The organism is Paenibacillus sp. FSL R5-0887, from assembly GCF_038002305.1.
GTDB classification, from domain to species: Bacteria; Bacillota; Bacilli; order Paenibacillales; family Paenibacillaceae; genus Paenibacillus_AQ; species Paenibacillus_AQ odorifer.
Window position 1 is genome coordinate 2,594,606 of record NZ_JBBOCE010000002.1, and the last position, 17,206, is coordinate 2,611,811.

Below are 17,206 nucleotides of genomic sequence, written 5' to 3' on the forward strand. Positions count from 1 at the left end.
TTGATTTCTATTTCTATAAAAAATATCCATTATTTCAGCCGGCATAAATAACGGCATACGGAGATGAATAGACTTGGCTATCGCGAAAAAGAGACTGGGCGACTTGCTGGTAGAAAATAATATTATTTCGCAGGACCAGTTGCTTGAGGCTCTCGCGGAACAGCGTAAGAGCAAACGTAAGCTCGGCGATCTGCTAATCTCTCAAGGTTATATCACGGAGCAGCAGCTGATTGAAGTGCTTGAATTTCAACTCGGCATCCCGCATGTCAGTTTATTTAAATACCAGATAGATCCCGCAATCACGCAGATTATCCCTGAAAGTATGGCTAAGCGATATCAGGTGCTTCCATTCTTAAAAGAGGGCGGCAAGCTGATGGTTGCGATGGCGGACCCGCTGGATTATTTTGCGATAGAAGATTTACGTATGAGTACTGGCTTCCGGATCGAACCCGCTATTTCTACGAGAGATGAGCTGCAGCGGGCGATTGCGCGTCACTATGGCATGCGCGATTCTATGAATCAGATGCTGGTAGAACTCCCGACACAGGAAGAAATAGAAGAGACCGAGATTACAGATGAGGACTCTCCGATCGTACGTTTGGTCAACCAGATGATTCAGCAGGCAGTTGCCCTGCGGGCGTCTGATATACATATGGATCCAGGTGAAAATAATTTAACCATCCGCTACCGCATTGACGGAACCTTACGGACAGAGCGGATTATTCCTAAGCAGATGCAGGGCTTTATCACCGCCCGTCTGAAAATAATGGCCCGCCTGAATATCGCAGAACGGCGTTTGCCGCAGGACGGGCGGATCAAAATGCAGTTCGATTACAAAATGGTAGATATTCGTGTGTCTTCATTACCAACGATGCACGGAGAGAAGATTGTGCTGCGGCTGCTAGATTTAAGCACAGGGGTCAAATCCGTAGATGCTTTGGGATTCAGTGAGGGGAATGCAGAAGCTTTTAAGGAGATGATAGCTCGTCCTTATGGGATTTTGCTAATCACGGGCCCTACAGGTAGCGGAAAAACAACAACTTTATATTCAGCGTTAAATCAACTTAATGTAGAAAGCGCAAATATTATCACAGTCGAAGATCCAGTGGAATACCAGCTTGAAGGAGTAAATCAGGTGCACGTAAACTCGGCTATTGGACTAACCTTTGCAGCTGGGCTACGTTCGATTCTTCGACAAGATCCGAATATCGTAATGGTCGGTGAGATACGGGATGCTGAAACTGCTGAAATTGCTGTTCGCGCCTCATTAACGGGTCATCTAGTGTTGTCTACTTTACATACAAACGATGCGATTAGCTCCGTCTCCCGATTGCGGGATATGGGGGTAGAACCTTATTTGATCGCTTCTTCGCTGATTGGTGTGGTAGCACAGCGGCTGGTGCGCAAAATCTGCACTGACTGCAAAGAAACCTACAAACCATCTGAACAGGAAGCAATTATGCTACGTAGCTTAGGACTACCTGCGGAAGAATTACAGCGTGGACGCGGCTGTGGTAGCTGTAACAATTCTGGCTACCGTGGACGAATAGCGATTCATGAAGTACTCAGTATTGATGATCACTTACGGCAGCTCATTACAAACACTGCCTCAGTAGAAGAACTGCGTGCAGCAGGTAAAGCTCGAGGGCTTGTTCAACTGATGGATGACGGACTGCTCAAGGTCAGTCAAGGAATTACAACGCTTCAAGAAGTCATGCGCGAGACGGTCTCACATTAGAGGTTAACAGGGATTTAGCATTCTAACTTAGGGGGAGCGGCTAATGCCAACGTATATGCGGGATATTAGACAACTATTACAAACGGCTTACTCCTCCAAAGCTTCTGACTTACATATTTCCGTAGGATCACCGCCGGTTATTCGGATGGATGGAAAGCTGCACTCGCTTGAGGGTGAATCCGTGGTTGCTGAAGAAGCGGCAGATATGGCCAAAATGCTACTTGGTAGTGAACGAATTGAAGCATTTCGGAATGCGGGCGAGTTGGATTTTTCATATCCGCTTGATGGTGGGGTAAGATTCCGGGTGAACGTTTATCGTCAGCGGGGCGAGGTTAGTATCGCCGCCCGGGCCATTCCTGCAGAGATTCCGAGTCTGGAACAGCTGTCGATGCCTTCGATTTTAACTACTTTGTCGCTTAAGCCACAAGGTCTAATTTTGGTTACAGGACCCACAGGCAGCGGCAAATCTTCTACGCTTGCAGCTATGCTGAATTATATTAACCAGACGGAGAGCAAGCATATAGTGACGTTGGAAGATCCGATAGAATTTCTACATAACCATGGAACCTGTCTAGTAGATCAACGTGAAGTGGGAAGTGATACGGCTAGTTTTGCTAATGGATTACGTGCTGCCTTACGTCAGGACCCGGATGTTATTCTCGTTGGTGAGATGCGGGATTTGGAGACCATTTCAGCAGCGGTTACGGCCGCAGAGACAGGTCATCTTGTGATGGCAACCTTACACACAACAGACGCACCACAGACGATTGACCGAATTATCGACGCTTTTCCGGGCCATCAGCAGGGACAGATTCGTTCACAATTAGCATCAGTGCTGCTGGCAGTAGTCAGTCAGCGGTTGTTCCCAAGGGCTGGAGTTCGGGGGCGTTTATGCGCTACGGAAATTTTGATCAATACACCAGCCGTAGCCAATCTTATTCGTACCGAAAAAACACATCAGATCAAAAATGTAATGCAAACCGGGCGCTCACAAAGCATGCACACCTTGGACATGAGCATCCGTGACTATTTATCGCAGGGGCTTATTGATCCAGCAGCAGCTAAGGCGTTTATGGCGGAGGTGAGCAGCTGATGCCTCTTTTTGAATATCAGGTGAAGACATCCGCGGGCAAATCTATCAAAGGGAAACTAACAGCAACCGATAAACCTACGGCGATGGAGGAGCTACGCAAGCGGGGACTTACGGTATTTTCACTGATTGAGCGCAAAACCACGATTTTATCGATGGACATTTATATTGGTAATCCCGTTAAGCCGCTTCATTTCATCATTTATTGCAGACAATTTGCCACGCTTATGCGGGCGGGGGTATCGATTGTGGATGCAACGCGTATTTTGGCAGAGCAGACCGAGAGTAAGCCACTGCGCAAAGCGTTAGTAGATGTTAATTCCAGCCTGATGCGCGGGATATCGTTCTCACAAGCCGTTCAGGATCATAAAAAAATCTTCCCGCAGCTATTTGTCAGCATGATCCGTGCCGGTGAGGAATCCGGTGATATTGAGGGGACGTTGGACAGGTTGGCTATGTTTTTTGAGAAACAGCACACCACGACAGAGAAGATAAAATCAGCGCTTACGTACCCGATTACCGTAGGGGTTATGGCGATTGCCGCGGTTATCTATCTACTTTGGGCGATTGTGCCACAGTTTGTAACGATGTTTGAATCGATGGATGCCGAGCTTCCGGCAATTACACAGATGGTCTTGGCACTTAGCAAAAGCATTCAAGGTCAATGGTATTTCTGGATACTCGGAGTACTTCTCCTAGTGATAGCTTTTCAGATTACAAAACGTACGGAAAAGGGTGCTTACGCTCTGGATTATGCCAAGCTTAAGATACCTGTGTTCGGTAAGCTGAATCAAAAAGGCTCGATTGCTCAGTTTACGCGTACTTTTTCTTCTCTTTATGCCAGCTCTGTACCGATCCTACAGTCCTTGGTGATTGTTGAGGAGGTAGCAGGAAATAAGGTCATCGGGAAATTCATCCGTAGTGCAGGGGATTCGCTGAGACAAGGTAATCCACTATCTGAGCCGCTAAAAAAAGCTTGGGTCTTTCCGCCACTAGTTACGCAGATGATAGCGATTGGCGAAGAGACAGGGGCGCTCGACACGATGTTGTCTAAGGTAGCTGATTTTTATGAGATGGACGTGGAGAATACCGTCGACCGTCTGAAATCGCTGCTTGAACCACTATTGATCGCTTTTCTAGCCGCTGTTGTAGGTGTCATTGTAGCAGCCATTATGCTGCCTATGTTCAGTCTGTACGGTAATATGTGAACCTCTTGGTTCCTTGTATATATTGAGAGGGGTGACGCCGGGGAGGCGGGGCAAGATCCACGAACTTACGCTGGCGATTAGACGACGATGGACGAGCTGTTTCCGTAAGCACAAGAAAGCTGATGCTGGATTCACTGAAATAAAGGATATAGGTCTTATCATCACACACCACTTAGAGGGGGAAATCAAATGTTAGCACAAGCGATTAAAAGAAGATTAAGCAAAGAGGAAAATCAAAAGGGGTTTACGCTGATTGAGTTGCTGGCGGTTATTGTTATTTTGGGGATTATTGCGGTTATTGCAATTCCGATGATTGGTGGAATAATTAATAACACAAAAGAGGATGCTGATGTTGCTACTGCTCGTCAAGTTTATGATGCAACTCGTATGTATATTACTTCCGAGTTAAATGGAGCATTCGACTCTGACACTACGACAACTGGTACTGCAGTTAATGTTACAGTTGCAGAATTAATAGCAGGTCATTATCTTGAGCCTAATCTGTTGTTGCCCAGCAATAAACATACAATTACCGCAGGCACAGTTACCTTTACTGATGGCGCATTAACAGCTCTTTCTCTAAGTACAACTGGTAGTACTCCATCAGGAGGGACTGCCCCAGCAGCGGTAGATCATACTTTTGTTGTTGCCGATGTTCTCAAATCTGAGAAATCAAAAAAATAAAATGAATTAGACTTTCAAGGAATCGGACTTCCCGATTCCTTTTTTAAAATCCAGAAGCTAACAGAGGACAGCCATGACGATATTTATCGCAAGTTACATCACATTACTGGGCCTGGTTCTAGGCTCCTTCTATAACGTAGTAGCGCTGCGGGTGCCGGCCAAGGAATCCTTGCTTAATCCGCCGTCACATTGCCCGAACTGCAATACGCGGCTGAAAGCGCGGGATTTGCTTCCGGTGGTAAGCTACCTGCTGTCAGGAGGCAAGTGCCGATACTGCGGCACAAGGATTTCGCCATTATACCCGCTTGGAGAAGCGGCAACGGGTTTGCTTTTTTTATGGGTGTATTTGCAATTTGGTCTGACGGGTAAGGGAATCATCGGGTTCATTCTTGTGAGTTTAGCGGTTATCGTGACGGTTGCGGATTTGAAGTACATGCTGATTCCCAACAAGGTATTGTTGTTTTTTTTACCGCTGCTGCTGATTCTTGTACTACTATTTCCAGAAGGACCGATATGGCATCATCTGCTAGGAGCTGTGCTTGGGGGAGGGGGCCTTATCCCTTTTGTTCTATTAGGTGGCATGGGGGCTGGAGATGTGAAGTTATTTGCGCTGCTGGGCTTGGTGATTGGCTTTCTGAATGTGATTTTGGCCTTTTTTGTGGCTTGTCTGCTTGGGAGCGTGGTGGGCGGACTGCTGATGCTGCTCGGTGTAATCAAACGTAAACAGCCGGTACCCTTCGGCCCATGGTTAGCTATAGGAGCTTTAATTAGTTTTGGATATGGTTCACACATCATCGGCGCGTATCTCTCGCTCATCGGATAGGAGGACATCGATCACATGCTTGGATTAGGCCCCAAAGTGGCCGGACTTTCAATTGAAGCTGCCGGAATCCGTTATATTAGTTTTAAGAATAAACAGTCATGGGAAGTCCGTAAAAAACGGTTTCTCCCGCTCCTTCCAGGCATGATCATTGAGAATCAGGTGGCGGATAGCGAGGCGCTTTATGATCGGGTAAGGCAGTGGGTGAAGAAGGAAGGGTTAAGGGGAAGTAAGGTTTCTTTGTCCATTCCACCTTCGCAGATCATTATCCGTAAAATGAGTATTCCTAGTACCAATGACAAACAGGTAGAACAACTCGTGAAGCTGGAAGTGGAGACGGGACTGCATTTACCTTTTGAAAATCCTGTCTACGACTATGTAACGCTCGAAGTGGATGAGGAGCAAAGTCACCTGCTCGTATTTGCTGCTCCGCGAAAATCGATTCAGGATTACGTAGAAATTCTGGAGCGGGCGGGTCTTCGGATAAGTAGTGTCGAAATTTCGGCAACCGCCTTAGCGCGTGCTATAACCACTGGGCACGGGGAGAGCTTTGCGGAGACGATGCTGATTAATATGGAGCCATCGGTAATGGACATTTATATGTTCAGAAACGGGAATCCGGTCTTCATTCGTACGATAAACTTACTTGATCTACATAAAGGAAGAAATTTAGCGGGAATGGATCTTTTGTCAGACAGTGAAACCTTGGCAGAAACAGCTGTCGCTGTGGAAGAACATTTATCACCCGAGCAAATGGTGGAAATCACTGCGGAAATCTCCCGTATGCTCAGCTTTTATCAATACAGCTTGCATGACGGTTCCACTCGTATCAACAATTTAGTGATTACGGGCACTCCCTCGATTCGTAAACAACTGGACCTGGAGCTCCAGCAGTCCCTAGCTGAACTTGAAATAACACCAATAAGTCTGGAACAGATGGCTAGTGCTGCTGTTTCTGACCCTGATCTAAATGATTACCGTGTAGCTGCCGGGACCGCTCTAAAAAATAGCATCAACACGGATACGATTGATCTATTGCCGAGAGAAGATCGAGAGACGTTGCTATTTCCTTATGTCACGATGGGGCTTGTAGCGATCTGGCTGCTGGGGATGATCGGAACGGGGATTTATTTTTCGGCCAATAAGGGTCAAATTTCTAATGGTAAAGAAGAGCTGCAAGGCCTGCAGGATCGCAGTTTAATGCTCCAAGTAGAGCTCGCGAAGCTTAAGAACAGCGGACCTGGACAGCTAGATCGGAAAGCAGCCATCACAGTGCTTCAGGACAATAAGGTGATTGCAGTCCCTATCTTGGACGAATTAGTGGAAGGATTGCCTAAGGAGGCACTAATCCGTGATATTAACTATACCTACCGGACATCTATAGATCTGACTGTAAATGTATCCACTATGGAGGATGCTTCCAACTATTTAAGACAACTTCGCCAAATGTCTTTTACGGCCGATGCCTCTATTCAAAAGCTTACTGAAGGTGCCGCCGATGCCATTTCATACAATACGTATACGGCTATTTATAAAGTGAACTTAGCAGCGGCTAAGCAGCAAAACAGTGAAACGGATGCCAGCCAAGGGGAGGTGAGCAGCGATGGAACAGATCAATAAATATCGCTCTCCCATCGTACTAGGGGTGTTAATTCTATTCCTGATATTGTTTGCATTCTATATGCTGGGTGTTCAGCCGACTACTAAGGAAATTTCCGCACAGAGCAGCGAGATCAGTCAGTTGGAAAAGGAAGCAGAAATGCTCCAAACCAAAATCAATGAGCTGAAGGGCAGCGGCAATGAGGGAGATCTAGAACAGAAGGAATTACTGGGGGAACTCCCAAAGGGCGATGACAGCGAAGGTCTGATTGTTGATTTGCGGGAGGTTAGCACGTCCTCACAAGCGCGGCTAAAGGATCTTAGTTTTGTTTTGGATGAGGCTAATCCGATTCAGCAAATGACAGGTTCAGCTGAGGTGTCATTCCCGACGGTCAAACAGATCAAAATGACTGCAGTGGTGGAGGGGACATATTCGGGGATACGGCAATGGATGGATGAACTACAAGCCTTACCTCGTATTGTGAATGTGGACTCTTTCAATTTTCAGCAATCCTACGAGGATCGTACTAAGAACAATACGGAGAGTATTTTGACTGCTAACGTAGCTTTTACAGCGTATTATGAGGCCACCGCAGCAGCATCCAATTAGGGTTCTAGTACTACTTTATTTAATTATATTACTCCGCTTTTCCTGTGAATCAGGAGGGTGGAGTTTTTTATATTTCCAAAAGAGTTGTAATACGTTTTCATTCCTCTGTTTATTGGGTATTTTAGCTTGCGGGGTGCATAAGCTGAAACAGTGGCGATCGCCTGTATTTTTTAGATGAAAGAGGAGGAACTTCAGATGAACAAAAAATGGATGCTTGGTTCGTTGGCCCTTTCCTTAGGCCTTTTATCAGCAGGTAGCGGAGTTATGGCAGCTTCATCATCAGTGGGAAGCTCGGCAATAAAAAATGTGGCTGTGATTGGTACAGGAAAAGAAGGTCCAGCTACCATAAACAATTTGACGGTAAAAAGTGTTGTACCGCTTGTTGTACATGCCAGAGCAATCTATTTCTATACTAGCCGCGGGGGCAACTTTTTCCCGATGGAAACCTTCATGTATAAAGCGCAAGAGTACCGTTACCTTTCCAATGATATTGGGACAAAGGCGAAGCTGATGAATTACATAAAAAAAGCCTACACGCATAATGCAGCAGCTTATTATGTGCAGACTCAATTTTTGGAGCATGAAGGTAGAATGTCACAGGTGAATGCGGATCTTGGAAACTCATTGATGTTTGAAAAAGCCACCGCCCGAATGCTCTCCAAAACTGCAACAACCGCTGAATTTGACTTAACAGTTCCTTATTCGAGCGGGCAGGAAGGCAGTGAGTCGGTGTATGTGAAGCTGAAAAAGGTGAATGGATACTGGAGAATTGATACGTCACCGGATATTCTTTTTTGAGGAAGGTTTAGGGTAGAAGAGGAAAGGTAAAGAGGTTCTACGCTTGGGCGCGGATAAGGTCAGAGGTATATGCAACACCAGCGAATTTACCTTTGCGAGTGATAATGACACAATCATTTTTCATAGGATCTGGGCGGTTCATAGCGAGGCTCAATACCATATCGAGTGGAGTGGAAATGTCAAGAATGAGCGGGGTTTTGTTCATAAGCTTCATGGCAGGTTCTCTGTAGAATAGATCTACTCCGGATCTTCCTGTAGCTTTCAAAAAGAAACGTTCGCTCATCAACAATCCGAGGGGTTCATTCGTAGCATTGCAGACGACGATACATTTGGATTCTGGATGCTGAAACATGACGCGAAGGGCTTCTCTGCAAGTGCGTGAGGCAAAAATAGCAGGAGCACTGCGGACAATACCAGTAAGATCATTTACAAGAGCTGTTGTCATAGGATGTTCATCCTTTCTGATTATGGGTCTACTTCTAATGTACCCCTGAATCGTAAATTTCAAAGCCGGGTAACGTAAGCTACAGGTAAAATAGATTGCTGGCACAAATAACCGATCAGACCTTAGGGGCTCTGACCGGTTATTTGTTGTTAGCTATTCACTGCGGACGCCGTCCTCCACCAGCTGCTTTCGGGGGACATCCGGGATTATGGATTTGCTCACGCCTCCACGATTAATGGCGATTAATCGTTTTTGTGCGTAATATACGTCGCGGGACAGTTTATTCACCTCAGTGGATTTACCGTCAACATACTTTGTAATGTAGGTTTCAACAATATATCCGGTTTTCCCATTTTGAATAACGCGTGAGCTGCCACGAGGCAGTGAAGAATCGTTTACGTATTTATCGACTGGAGGGAGCACCTCTACTGTTTTTGAATGAACTTTGTAAGTGACATTTTGCGGAAACGTGCCGAACAGCTTTATGGTCAGTGATTTACCCTGCACAGCTGCTTTAATTATGAGATATTTGCCAGTCGTATTGCGAAAACGAAAGTTGATATAACCTTCAGCGAATGTTGCGTCCTGACCTTTGGGCAAGTAGTTGACGGGCAAGGAATGATTACGGCGTTCCACAATTTCTAGCCCTATACGCAGTGCGGCATTGTAAAGAGTGCTCGACACTTGGCAGATCCCTCCACCAACACCTGCTTGCAGCTTGCCGTTCACAATCACCGGCGCTTCACGGAAGCCGTAATTTACCTTTGCTTTTTCTATAGCTTTTCCATAATCAAAGACGGCTCCAGGCGGGAGAATGGTTCCATCCACAGCTTTGGCAGCAGCTTCCACGTTGTAGCTTCGTCCAGGTCCACTTGCACCTAGAGAGGTGCTGAACTGCATTACTTTTCGCTCGATACCTTGTTCCTTTAATTTCTTTAAAGTTATGTCAGGCTGCAGGATTAACAAAGGGACCTGCATCGTGATTCCCTTCTCCAGCAGGGCATTCAGATGATTAAAGCTGGTGGGGGCAGCTGCTCCTAAGGAAGTCTCCAGAGCTGCCCAATCAACCTCCAGGGAAGTTTTCTCAGAAGTATATACGATTCGGTCATCGCCTGTAATTCGTCGTGTAGCGTCCACTGGTTCACCAAAGGACTCCTTCTCCCAACTGGGACTTAGAATCTTTTGAAATTGTGCGATTTCCAGATGGGTTTCAAGCTTCCACAACTTAGGGAAGTTATAGCGTGCCTTTACCCGCTCCCAAAGCGTTCCTTCGGCAAGCTCTTTTAAGCCCTGCTGAAAAGCAAAGGCTTCATAGCTCAACCCAGTCTTATTAAGGGTTAGGGAGAGATCTGCATTGCCTTCCACTTTTAGCACTAGAGGGACGGTTTCGAGGGCATGCAGCCGTTTATCCAGCTGGGAGCGGACCTCGGTGAGAGTCATGCCTCCGACCTGCCAGCCGGCAAGGGTTGTACCCTTTGGAAGCGTGGTTTTGCTGCCATATAGATGAAGCCCTCCGTAAATACAGGAGCCGATAAGGACGAGTGCGATGACCACTATGAGGGCAGCATGGATTTTTTTCATGATTAATCTCCTTTTGGGGATTTGGATTGCGCTAAGCAGGCGCGGCCCTGTAACAGAACTTAAAGAACACTTCGTGGGATACCGATAATAAATTAGTAAGAAATAAGTAGTCTCTAATAAAGGGAGTTACGACATCTGATAACAGGCACCGCTAGGTGCTTTTTTATATGTATATGTCCAGTCACTACAAAACTTTCGAATAGTCGTGCAGTTACGGGGTACTCAATCAGTTACAGATTTGTTACAATAGATACATTGCGGAAATATTGAAGTTTATGGAAACTTGAGGTGGACAATGTCGATTCGCACAAGTGGAAAATGTCATAATTGGGAAGTGAGAAAATGATTGAAATGCAAGATGTATGGAAAACGTACCCTAACGGAACTCACGCACTGCAAGGAGTTTCAGTGAAAATCGACCGCAATGAATTCGTGTACGTTGTCGGCCCTTCCGGCGCGGGTAAATCTACTTTTATGAAATTGATTTATAGAGAAGAAGTGCCTACCAAAGGACAGATTTCGGTGGGAGGTTTCAATATAGGAAAGCTAAAACCACGCAAAATCCCTTATGTCCGCCGTAATATCGGCGTTGTATTTCAAGATTTTCGGCTTTTGCCCAGAATGACGGCATACGAGAATGTAGCTTTTGCTATGGAAGTTATTGAAGCGCCGAAAAAAGTCATCAAGAAACGTGTGAATGAGGTTCTTGATTTGGTTGGACTGAGAAGTAAAGCAAATCGTGAGCCCTCACAGCTTTCTGGTGGTGAGCAGCAACGGATCGCTATTGCACGGGCTATCGTCAACAATCCTTCTGTTATTATTGCGGACGAGCCTACAGGTAACTTAGACCCCGAGACTTCATGGGGCATTATGCAGCTGCTTGACGAGATTAATTTTCGTGGAACAACGATTGTAATGGCTACCCATAACAGAGATATTGTGAACAAAATGCGCAAAAGGGTGCTTGCGATTGAGAATGGAAACATTGTCAGAGACCAAGCGAGAGGGGAATATGGTTATGAGTTTTAAAACCTTCTTGCGACATGTGCGGGAAGGCTTCAAAAGCGTATTCCGTAATGGCTGGATGTCGATCGCCTCAATCACTTCGATTGTTGTTTCTCTTTTTGTTCTAGGTGTATTTATTCTTCTTGTTCTTAACGTAAATTCTGTAGCTGATGAGGCAGACAGTCAGGTACAGATCAAAGTGCATCTAGCTTTGAATACAGATCAGAAGATGCGTGAGACCCTGCAGACTGAAATTGGCAATATGCCGGAGATCAGCAAGATTACGTTCATCTCCAAGGAACAGGGACTTAAAGATCTCCGCGCAGATATGGGCGAGGAGGCAGCAGAGCTTCTGGAAGGGTTCGATGAAGACAATAACCCTCTTCCAGATACCCTTCAGGTAGAAGTTATTGAACCTACTACCGTTGCTTTTGTGGCTGAGAAGATTCAAGCCCTTAACAAGACACATACCGAACAGCCTATCTACAAAGTGAAATATGGCAAAGGCTCGATAGAAACATTGTTTAAAATCACGCGTGCCGTACGCAACATTGGCTTTATTTTTGTAGCGGGGCTGGCACTTATGTCTATGTTCCTCATCTCCAATACTATTCGGGTAACGATTCTTGCCCGGCGTAAAGAGATTGGGATTATGAAGCTGGTAGGCGCGACAAATTATTTTATTCGTTGGCCTTTCTTTATAGAAGGGGCATTAATTGGACTCATTGGATCATTGATTACTTCGGGTGTTTTATATGCCGGCTACAAGGGTTTGGAATCTTCGATACAGGGAGATCCAATGCTCGGATTGCAGCTGATCCCTTTCAGTGATATTTGGCTGCTGCTCGTAGGTCTGTTAGTTGGACTAGGTGTGTTGATCGGCGTCTGGGGAAGTACGGTTTCTATTCGTAAGTTTTTGAAAGTTTAATTTAAGAGTGAAGGATGGGGAGTGCGAGTTGAAGAAGATTGCCGCCGGACTAGCCGTAATGTTACTAGCTGTCACTATATTCCAACCCTCTGATGGATATGCCAAAAAAACAAGTGTTGCCGAAATCGATAAGCAATTAAAGCAGCTGCAACAAGAGGTGCAGGAAGCTAAGGCGCAGCAAGAGAAAGCGGAGTCCCAAACGCAGGAAGCGCAGCACTATAAGAATAAGACAAATATCAATTTACAATATGTATTGCAGCAAGTGGATCAAGTTAAAGGCAAAATGACCGAAATCTCTAACAAAATTTCCGATACAGAAGAATCTCTTAATGTTACAGCAACGGAATTGGATGAAGCAGAGGCACGAGTGGCCTCAAGAGAAGAACTCTTAGGATCCCGTGTCCGGTTGATGTACACGGATGGAGCGGTATCTTACCTAGATGTTTTGCTCTCATCGACAAGCTTCTCTGATTTTCTGGGCCGCACCGATTCGCTTAAGATGATTGTGGATCAGGATCAGGAGCTGTTAGTCCAACACAAGCTGGACAAGCAGACAGTTGTAGAGAAAAAGCAGGAGCTTGAGGGGCAATATGCTCAAGCCAAGCAGTTATACACCTCCTTGGAAAATCAGAGAAGCCTGCTGAAAGAGAAGGAAGCGGAGAAGCAGGAGCTTATCGCATTTTATGATAAGCAGATTCAAGAAAGCGATGATCTAAGTGAAGAGCAGAATGAGAAGCTGGTTAAGCTGGCAAGCGAACGTTCTGCTTTGGAAACCCAAAAGGATAAGATTAAAGCTGAGGAAGCAGCGCGCAAAGCAGCAGCCGCCAAAGCAGAAGCGGCACGCCGGGCAGCAGCAGCTGCCAAGAAAGCCGCAGCCAGCAAGGCAAGCAGCAGTTCAAGCTCCAGCTCCTCAACTGCGTATGCTGGTGGAGATGGACCCTTCCTGCTCCCTGTAGGCTCGGCAAGAATCTCTTCCTCTTACGGACCACGGACACACCCTATTACGGGGGAGAAGGGGAAAGTACACACCGGGGTAGACTTTGCAGTTCCACAAGGAACCAATATTCATGCGGCTGATTCGGGAACGGTAATCGTAGCTGAATGGTATAGCGGTTATGGATATTGTGTAATTATTGATCATGGCGGCGGAGTTTGGACCCTCTACGGACATATCCGTAAAGGTGGTATCAAGGTTAGTCCTGGGGATAGAGTCAATCGTGGGGATGTGATTGCTGAATCCGGTTCTACAGGTAATTCGACGGGCCCCCATCTCCATTTTGAAGTTCGGATCGACGGCAAGACAGTAAATCCGATGCCTTATCTCTAATTTTTAAGAACTTATAACTCATATTATTTGAGCGTACGGCATATACTGGAAGAGATACCGTACCTTTCAGGACGGACTTATGGAGTTGTTTGCGAGATGGACAAGAAGGGACGGTGGGAACATCATGTTAAAAAAAAGCACAGCGGCGTTTATGATTATCGCCGCCCTGCTATGCGGTAGTCTGGTGACCTTGGGCGTGACGGGTTATAGTCATGTTATTGGACAAGCTGCAGGAGAAGGACTGGCCTCGGCATTGCAGGTTACTGGCCTTCAGCAGAAGGAATCCCAGAAGCTTGGAACGGCTCTCAGTCTGATTGAGAGCAATTACTACGAGACAGTAGATCGGGAGAAGCTGATAGACGGTGCTGTCAACGGTATGATGGAAGCGCTGGGCGATCCTTATTCCAACTATATGGGCAAAGAAACAGCTGAGAAATTCGAAGAAAGCATTGAGGGTTCCTTTTCAGGTATCGGTGCGGAGGTCTCTTCGGATAATGGCAAGGTAGTCGTGGTCTCTCCGATCAAGGGCTCACCTGCTGAGAAAGCTGGGATTCAGGCCAAAGATGTTATTCTGTCCGTTAACGGTGAATCGCTGGAAGGCATGGAGCTGAATGCAGCTGTTGCCAAGATTCGCGGTCCTAAGGGCAGTGAGGCCACTTTGAAAATACAACGTTCCGGCTCTGTAGAGCCACTCGAATTTGTTCTTACCCGGGATGATGTGAAGCTTGAAACAGTCTACGCTACCATGGAAAAGGACAATGTGGGTGTAATCGAGGTTACGCAGTTCTCCCTGAATACCGCAGAACGATTCAAGGAAGAGCTGGAGAAGCTGGAGAAGCAAGGCATGAAGGGACTTGTTATTGACGTCCGTAATGATCCAGGTGGTGTTCTTCCGATTGTTATTGAAATGGCAGAGCAATTCGTTCCAGCTGGCAAATCTATAGTGCAAATAGAATATAAAGACAAAAAACGCGAAGTTAGTACCTCAAAAGGATCGAGTAAAGCTTATCCAGTGGTCGTGCTGATGAATAAAGGTAGCGCAAGTGCTTCGGAAATATTGGCGGGTGCTTTGCAACAGTCGGCAGGAGCTAAGCTGATCGGTGACAATTCTTTCGGTAAAGGTACCGTGCAGACGAGCTTTGACAAACAGCTTGGAGACGGCAGCTTGCTGAAAGTTACCATTGCCAAATGGCTTACGCCAGACGGCACATGGATTCACGGTAAGGGCATTAAACCGGATATCGCGGTAGCGCAGCCGGATTACTTCTCGGTGGCTCCAATTAACAAGAGCGTGGCGCTGCAATATAATATGAACAACGCTGATGTGAAGAGTGCACAGACGATGCTGGACGGTTTGGGTTATAAGCCTGGACGTAAAGATGGCTATTTCGATGCTGGCACTAAGGACGCAGTGAAGAAGTTCCAAAGTACAGCAAAGCTTCAAGTCACAGGCATAATTGACGCCAAGACAGCCGAGGCGCTGGAAGCGGCGCTGATCAAGGTCATTCAAGACCCTGTTCACGACAACCAACGGAATAAAGGGATTGCTGAGATTCAGAAGGAAATTAAGGCGGCAGCGTCGAAAAAGTAAGAAGGCTGAATTCAGCCTTCTTTTTTTCTTTTAGATAAGAAAATGCCAACCGACGTAGAGGAATTAGAATATATACAAATCAGTCATCGGACGAAAAGGAGTGTGACGAACAGTTTGAATGTGATTCAGGAACTGTTAGGAAGCTTGGGCACTGCGTTCTTACACTTATTGATCCAGCCGTATTACTACATTGCTATTATATTTATTGCGTTATATTACCGTAGGCAGGTGGCATTAGAACGAAAGCTGATACATGTGAAATTACATAGCTGGGGTCAGGAAACGTGGCGGACGGTATGGAGTGGTCTAGTCATGGGTTTGGTCGTCTCTATAGCAGCCGTTCTGCTAGGAATATCATTATCAGGTACCGCTGTAGCCTGCATTTGGGTAGTTAGTCTCGTGTTGTCGCTATTGCGTGTACGGTATTTGTGCTTTGCGTATTCTATAGGCTTGTTAGGTATCATTCAGTTTGTAATTTCTTTCTTTCCAGATGCTTTAGATAGTGGAACGGTAGGGAATATTACCACCGCCATACGGGAGATGGATATTCCTGCTTTGCTAGTGTTAGCTGCGCTGCTGCACATGGCGGAGGCACTGCTGGCCCGCAGACAAGGGGCCAAGCTTGCAACGCCGCTCTTCCTGAAGGGAAAGCGCGGCATGGTCGTCGGCGGCTATCAGCTGCAGGCCTTCTGGCCGCTGCCGCTGTTCCTGCTGCTCCCATCGGGAGCAGGAACGGATTTGCCATGGCACTCGCTGCTCGGCGGCAGCCTTGGCATCGTCTCTTTGCCCGTCATCATCGGCTTCAGCGAGATGACACAGGGCATGCTGCCCGGGCGCAAGGCGGCCCGCACTGCAGGACGACTGCTGATCTACAGCATCGTCCTGCTCGGCTTAAGCCTGCTTGCCGCTTGGTGGAGCCCGCTGACTCTGGTCGCGGCGCTCGCAGCTATTGTGCTGCACGAAGGGTTAAGCTGGTACAGCGCTCTGGAAGAGCGCAGCATCAGCCCCATCTTCGTGCATCCACCGCGCGGCCGCAAAGTGCTGGCCGTGCTGCCGGGCAGTCCCGGTCAAGAGCTGGGCATCCTGCCCGGCGAGATCTTACTGAAGGTCAACGGGGTCCTGTTGACCGATGCGGCGCAGCTACATGAGGCGCTGCGCATGAATCCAGCGTTCTGCAAGCTGGAGGTGCTGAACCGTGAAGGGGAGAGTAAATACCTTCAAAGCCCGATCTATGATGGGGATCACCATCAGCTCGGCATTATTTTGGTGCCGGAGACAGATGGGATGATTACCGCTGAGGCGAAGCCTTCCAGCATCTACAGCATCATCGGGATGAAGACAGGCATACGCAGCCGGAATCTTCCGGACGGCCAACTTAAACGAAAAAAAACCACTGAAGCCAAGCAGGAATCAGCGGAAGGATAACTAGAAGATGCCCTATAAGCCATGAAATGGTGAATGGGGTATCTTTGTTTTTGATTAGATGGTAATTTCGCGTGCGAGAAGTTGCTATCGGACCCAGTTGCCCCTAATCACAGCATCTTCGCTTTTTTAGAATGGTAACGGACCCAAAAGGCGCTATTGGCATCAAAAACACCCCAAATGAGCCTCTTTCTGAGGAATAACGTCGCTGGGGTCCGAAACTCTGCTCAAACGCCGATAAAATTGTAAATAGCGTCACTGGAGTCCGAACCCGCGTCCAAGGAGTAATGTCACTGGAGTCCGAACCGGCGCCCAAGGAGTAACGTCACTGGAGTCCGAACCCGAGCCCGTGCCCAAGGA

15 protein-coding genes are annotated in these 17,206 nt (G+C 46.9%); 13 read left to right on the forward strand and 2 right to left on the reverse strand.

Annotated elements, in window-relative coordinates; genetic code table 11:
- Positions 1–73 precede the first annotated feature (73 nt).
- The 8 genes from MKY14_RS29255 (at position 74) to MKY14_RS29290 (ending at position 8,547) form a co-directional block, all read left to right on the forward strand.
- The gene (locus MKY14_RS29255) at positions 74–1,738 is read left to right on the forward strand and encodes a GspE/PulE family protein (RefSeq protein WP_076099665.1); all 1,665 of its coding nucleotides are present in this window, start codon (positions 74–76) and stop codon (positions 1,736–1,738) included.
- Positions 1,739–1,781: 43 nt separating this feature from the next.
- Positions 1,782–2,831, forward strand: coding sequence for a type IV pilus twitching motility protein PilT (locus tag MKY14_RS29260; protein ID WP_340977960.1), 1,050 nt, complete (start codon positions 1,782–1,784; stop codon positions 2,829–2,831).
- Entirely contained in the window at positions 2,831–4,036 is a 1,206-nt protein-coding gene (locus MKY14_RS29265) for a type II secretion system F family protein (protein ID WP_036678542.1), read from the forward strand. Before MKY14_RS29260 ends, MKY14_RS29265 begins: the two co-directional genes overlap by 1 nt.
- 189 nt (positions 4,037–4,225) lie before the next feature.
- Positions 4,226–4,720 (forward strand): type II secretion system protein, encoded by a 495-nt coding sequence (locus MKY14_RS29270; protein WP_312148767.1) that lies wholly within the window; start codon positions 4,226–4,228, stop codon positions 4,718–4,720.
- A gap of 73 nt (positions 4,721–4,793) precedes the next feature.
- Positions 4,794–5,543 (forward strand): prepilin peptidase, encoded by a 750-nt coding sequence (locus tag MKY14_RS29275; RefSeq protein ID WP_339188711.1) that lies wholly within the window; start codon positions 4,794–4,796, stop codon positions 5,541–5,543.
- 15 nt (positions 5,544–5,558) lie between these two features.
- Positions 5,559–7,160, forward strand: coding sequence for a pilus assembly protein PilM (pilM, locus tag MKY14_RS29280; RefSeq protein ID WP_339188709.1), 1,602 nt, complete (start codon positions 5,559–5,561; stop codon positions 7,158–7,160).
- Complete coding sequence (pilO, locus tag MKY14_RS29285) at positions 7,144–7,749, forward strand: type 4a pilus biogenesis protein PilO (RefSeq protein WP_339188706.1); 606 nt, start codon at positions 7,144–7,146, stop codon at positions 7,747–7,749. Before pilM ends, pilO begins: the two co-directional genes overlap by 17 nt.
- Before the next feature lie 195 nt (positions 7,750–7,944).
- The gene (locus tag MKY14_RS29290; protein ID WP_051491029.1) at positions 7,945–8,547 is read left to right on the forward strand and encodes a DL-endopeptidase inhibitor IseA family protein; all 603 of its coding nucleotides are present in this window, start codon (positions 7,945–7,947) and stop codon (positions 8,545–8,547) included.
- A 37-nt stretch (positions 8,548–8,584) separates the two neighbouring features.
- Here the strand turns inward: MKY14_RS29290 and MKY14_RS29295 are convergent, their stop codons facing one another.
- On the reverse strand, positions 8,585–8,992 hold the full coding sequence (locus MKY14_RS29295) for a CBS domain-containing protein (protein ID WP_340977962.1): 408 nt from the start codon (positions 8,990–8,992) through the stop codon (positions 8,585–8,587).
- A 153-nt stretch (positions 8,993–9,145) separates the two neighbouring features.
- Positions 9,146–10,573: a VanW family protein gene (locus MKY14_RS29300; protein WP_340977964.1), complete on the reverse strand. Its 1,428-nt coding sequence runs from the start codon at positions 10,571–10,573 to the stop codon at positions 9,146–9,148.
- A 342-nt stretch (positions 10,574–10,915) separates the two neighbouring features.
- On the opposite strand from MKY14_RS29300, the gene ftsE reads away from it, so the two are divergent.
- The 5 genes from ftsE to MKY14_RS29325 all read left to right on the forward strand — a co-directional run bounded on the left by ftsE (position 10,916) and on the right by MKY14_RS29325 (position 16,849).
- Entirely contained in the window at positions 10,916–11,602 is a 687-nt protein-coding gene (ftsE, locus tag MKY14_RS29305) for a cell division ATP-binding protein FtsE (RefSeq protein WP_036678556.1), read from the forward strand.
- Positions 11,592–12,506, forward strand: coding sequence for a permease-like cell division protein FtsX (ftsX, locus tag MKY14_RS29310; protein WP_076123828.1), 915 nt, complete (start codon positions 11,592–11,594; stop codon positions 12,504–12,506). Before ftsE ends, ftsX begins: the two co-directional genes overlap by 11 nt.
- A gap of 28 nt (positions 12,507–12,534) precedes the next feature.
- On the forward strand, positions 12,535–13,833 hold the full coding sequence (locus MKY14_RS29315) for a murein hydrolase activator EnvC family protein (protein ID WP_076123826.1): 1,299 nt from the start codon (positions 12,535–12,537) through the stop codon (positions 13,831–13,833).
- Between the two features lie 124 nt (positions 13,834–13,957).
- Positions 13,958–15,424 (forward strand): S41 family peptidase, encoded by a 1,467-nt coding sequence (locus MKY14_RS29320; protein ID WP_076123824.1) that lies wholly within the window; start codon positions 13,958–13,960, stop codon positions 15,422–15,424.
- A 114-nt stretch (positions 15,425–15,538) separates the two neighbouring features.
- Complete coding sequence (locus tag MKY14_RS29325; RefSeq protein ID WP_076144674.1) at positions 15,539–16,849, forward strand: PDZ domain-containing protein; 1,311 nt, start codon at positions 15,539–15,541, stop codon at positions 16,847–16,849.
- Positions 16,850–17,206: the final 357 nt, after the last annotated feature.

Bases quoted from the DNA above. Each gene is read 5' to 3' on its own strand.
- MKY14_RS29275 (WP_339188711.1), top strand. From the start codon at position 4,794: ATGACGATATTTATCGCAAGTTACATCACATTACTGGGCCTGGTTCTA.
- ftsX (WP_076123828.1), top strand. From the start codon at position 11,592: ATGAGTTTTAAAACCTTCTTGCGACATGTGCGGGAAGGCTTCAAAAGC.
- pilO (WP_339188706.1), top strand. From the start codon at position 7,144: ATGGAACAGATCAATAAATATCGCTCTCCCATCGTACTAGGGGTGTTA.
- MKY14_RS29320 (WP_076123824.1), top strand. From the start codon at position 13,958: ATGTTAAAAAAAAGCACAGCGGCGTTTATGATTATCGCCGCCCTGCTA.
- MKY14_RS29265 (WP_036678542.1), top strand. From the start codon at position 2,831: ATGCCTCTTTTTGAATATCAGGTGAAGACATCCGCGGGCAAATCTATC.
- MKY14_RS29270 (WP_312148767.1), top strand. From the start codon at position 4,226: ATGTTAGCACAAGCGATTAAAAGAAGATTAAGCAAAGAGGAAAATCAA.
- MKY14_RS29260 (WP_340977960.1), top strand. From the start codon at position 1,782: ATGCCAACGTATATGCGGGATATTAGACAACTATTACAAACGGCTTAC.
- MKY14_RS29290 (WP_051491029.1), top strand. From the start codon at position 7,945: ATGAACAAAAAATGGATGCTTGGTTCGTTGGCCCTTTCCTTAGGCCTT.
- pilM (WP_339188709.1), top strand. From the start codon at position 5,559: ATGCTTGGATTAGGCCCCAAAGTGGCCGGACTTTCAATTGAAGCTGCC.
- ftsE (WP_036678556.1), top strand. From the start codon at position 10,916: ATGATTGAAATGCAAGATGTATGGAAAACGTACCCTAACGGAACTCAC.
- MKY14_RS29300 (WP_340977964.1), bottom strand. From the start codon at position 10,573: ATGAAAAAAATCCATGCTGCCCTCATAGTGGTCATCGCACTCGTCCTT.
- MKY14_RS29295 (WP_340977962.1), bottom strand. From the start codon at position 8,992: ATGACAACAGCTCTTGTAAATGATCTTACTGGTATTGTCCGCAGTGCT.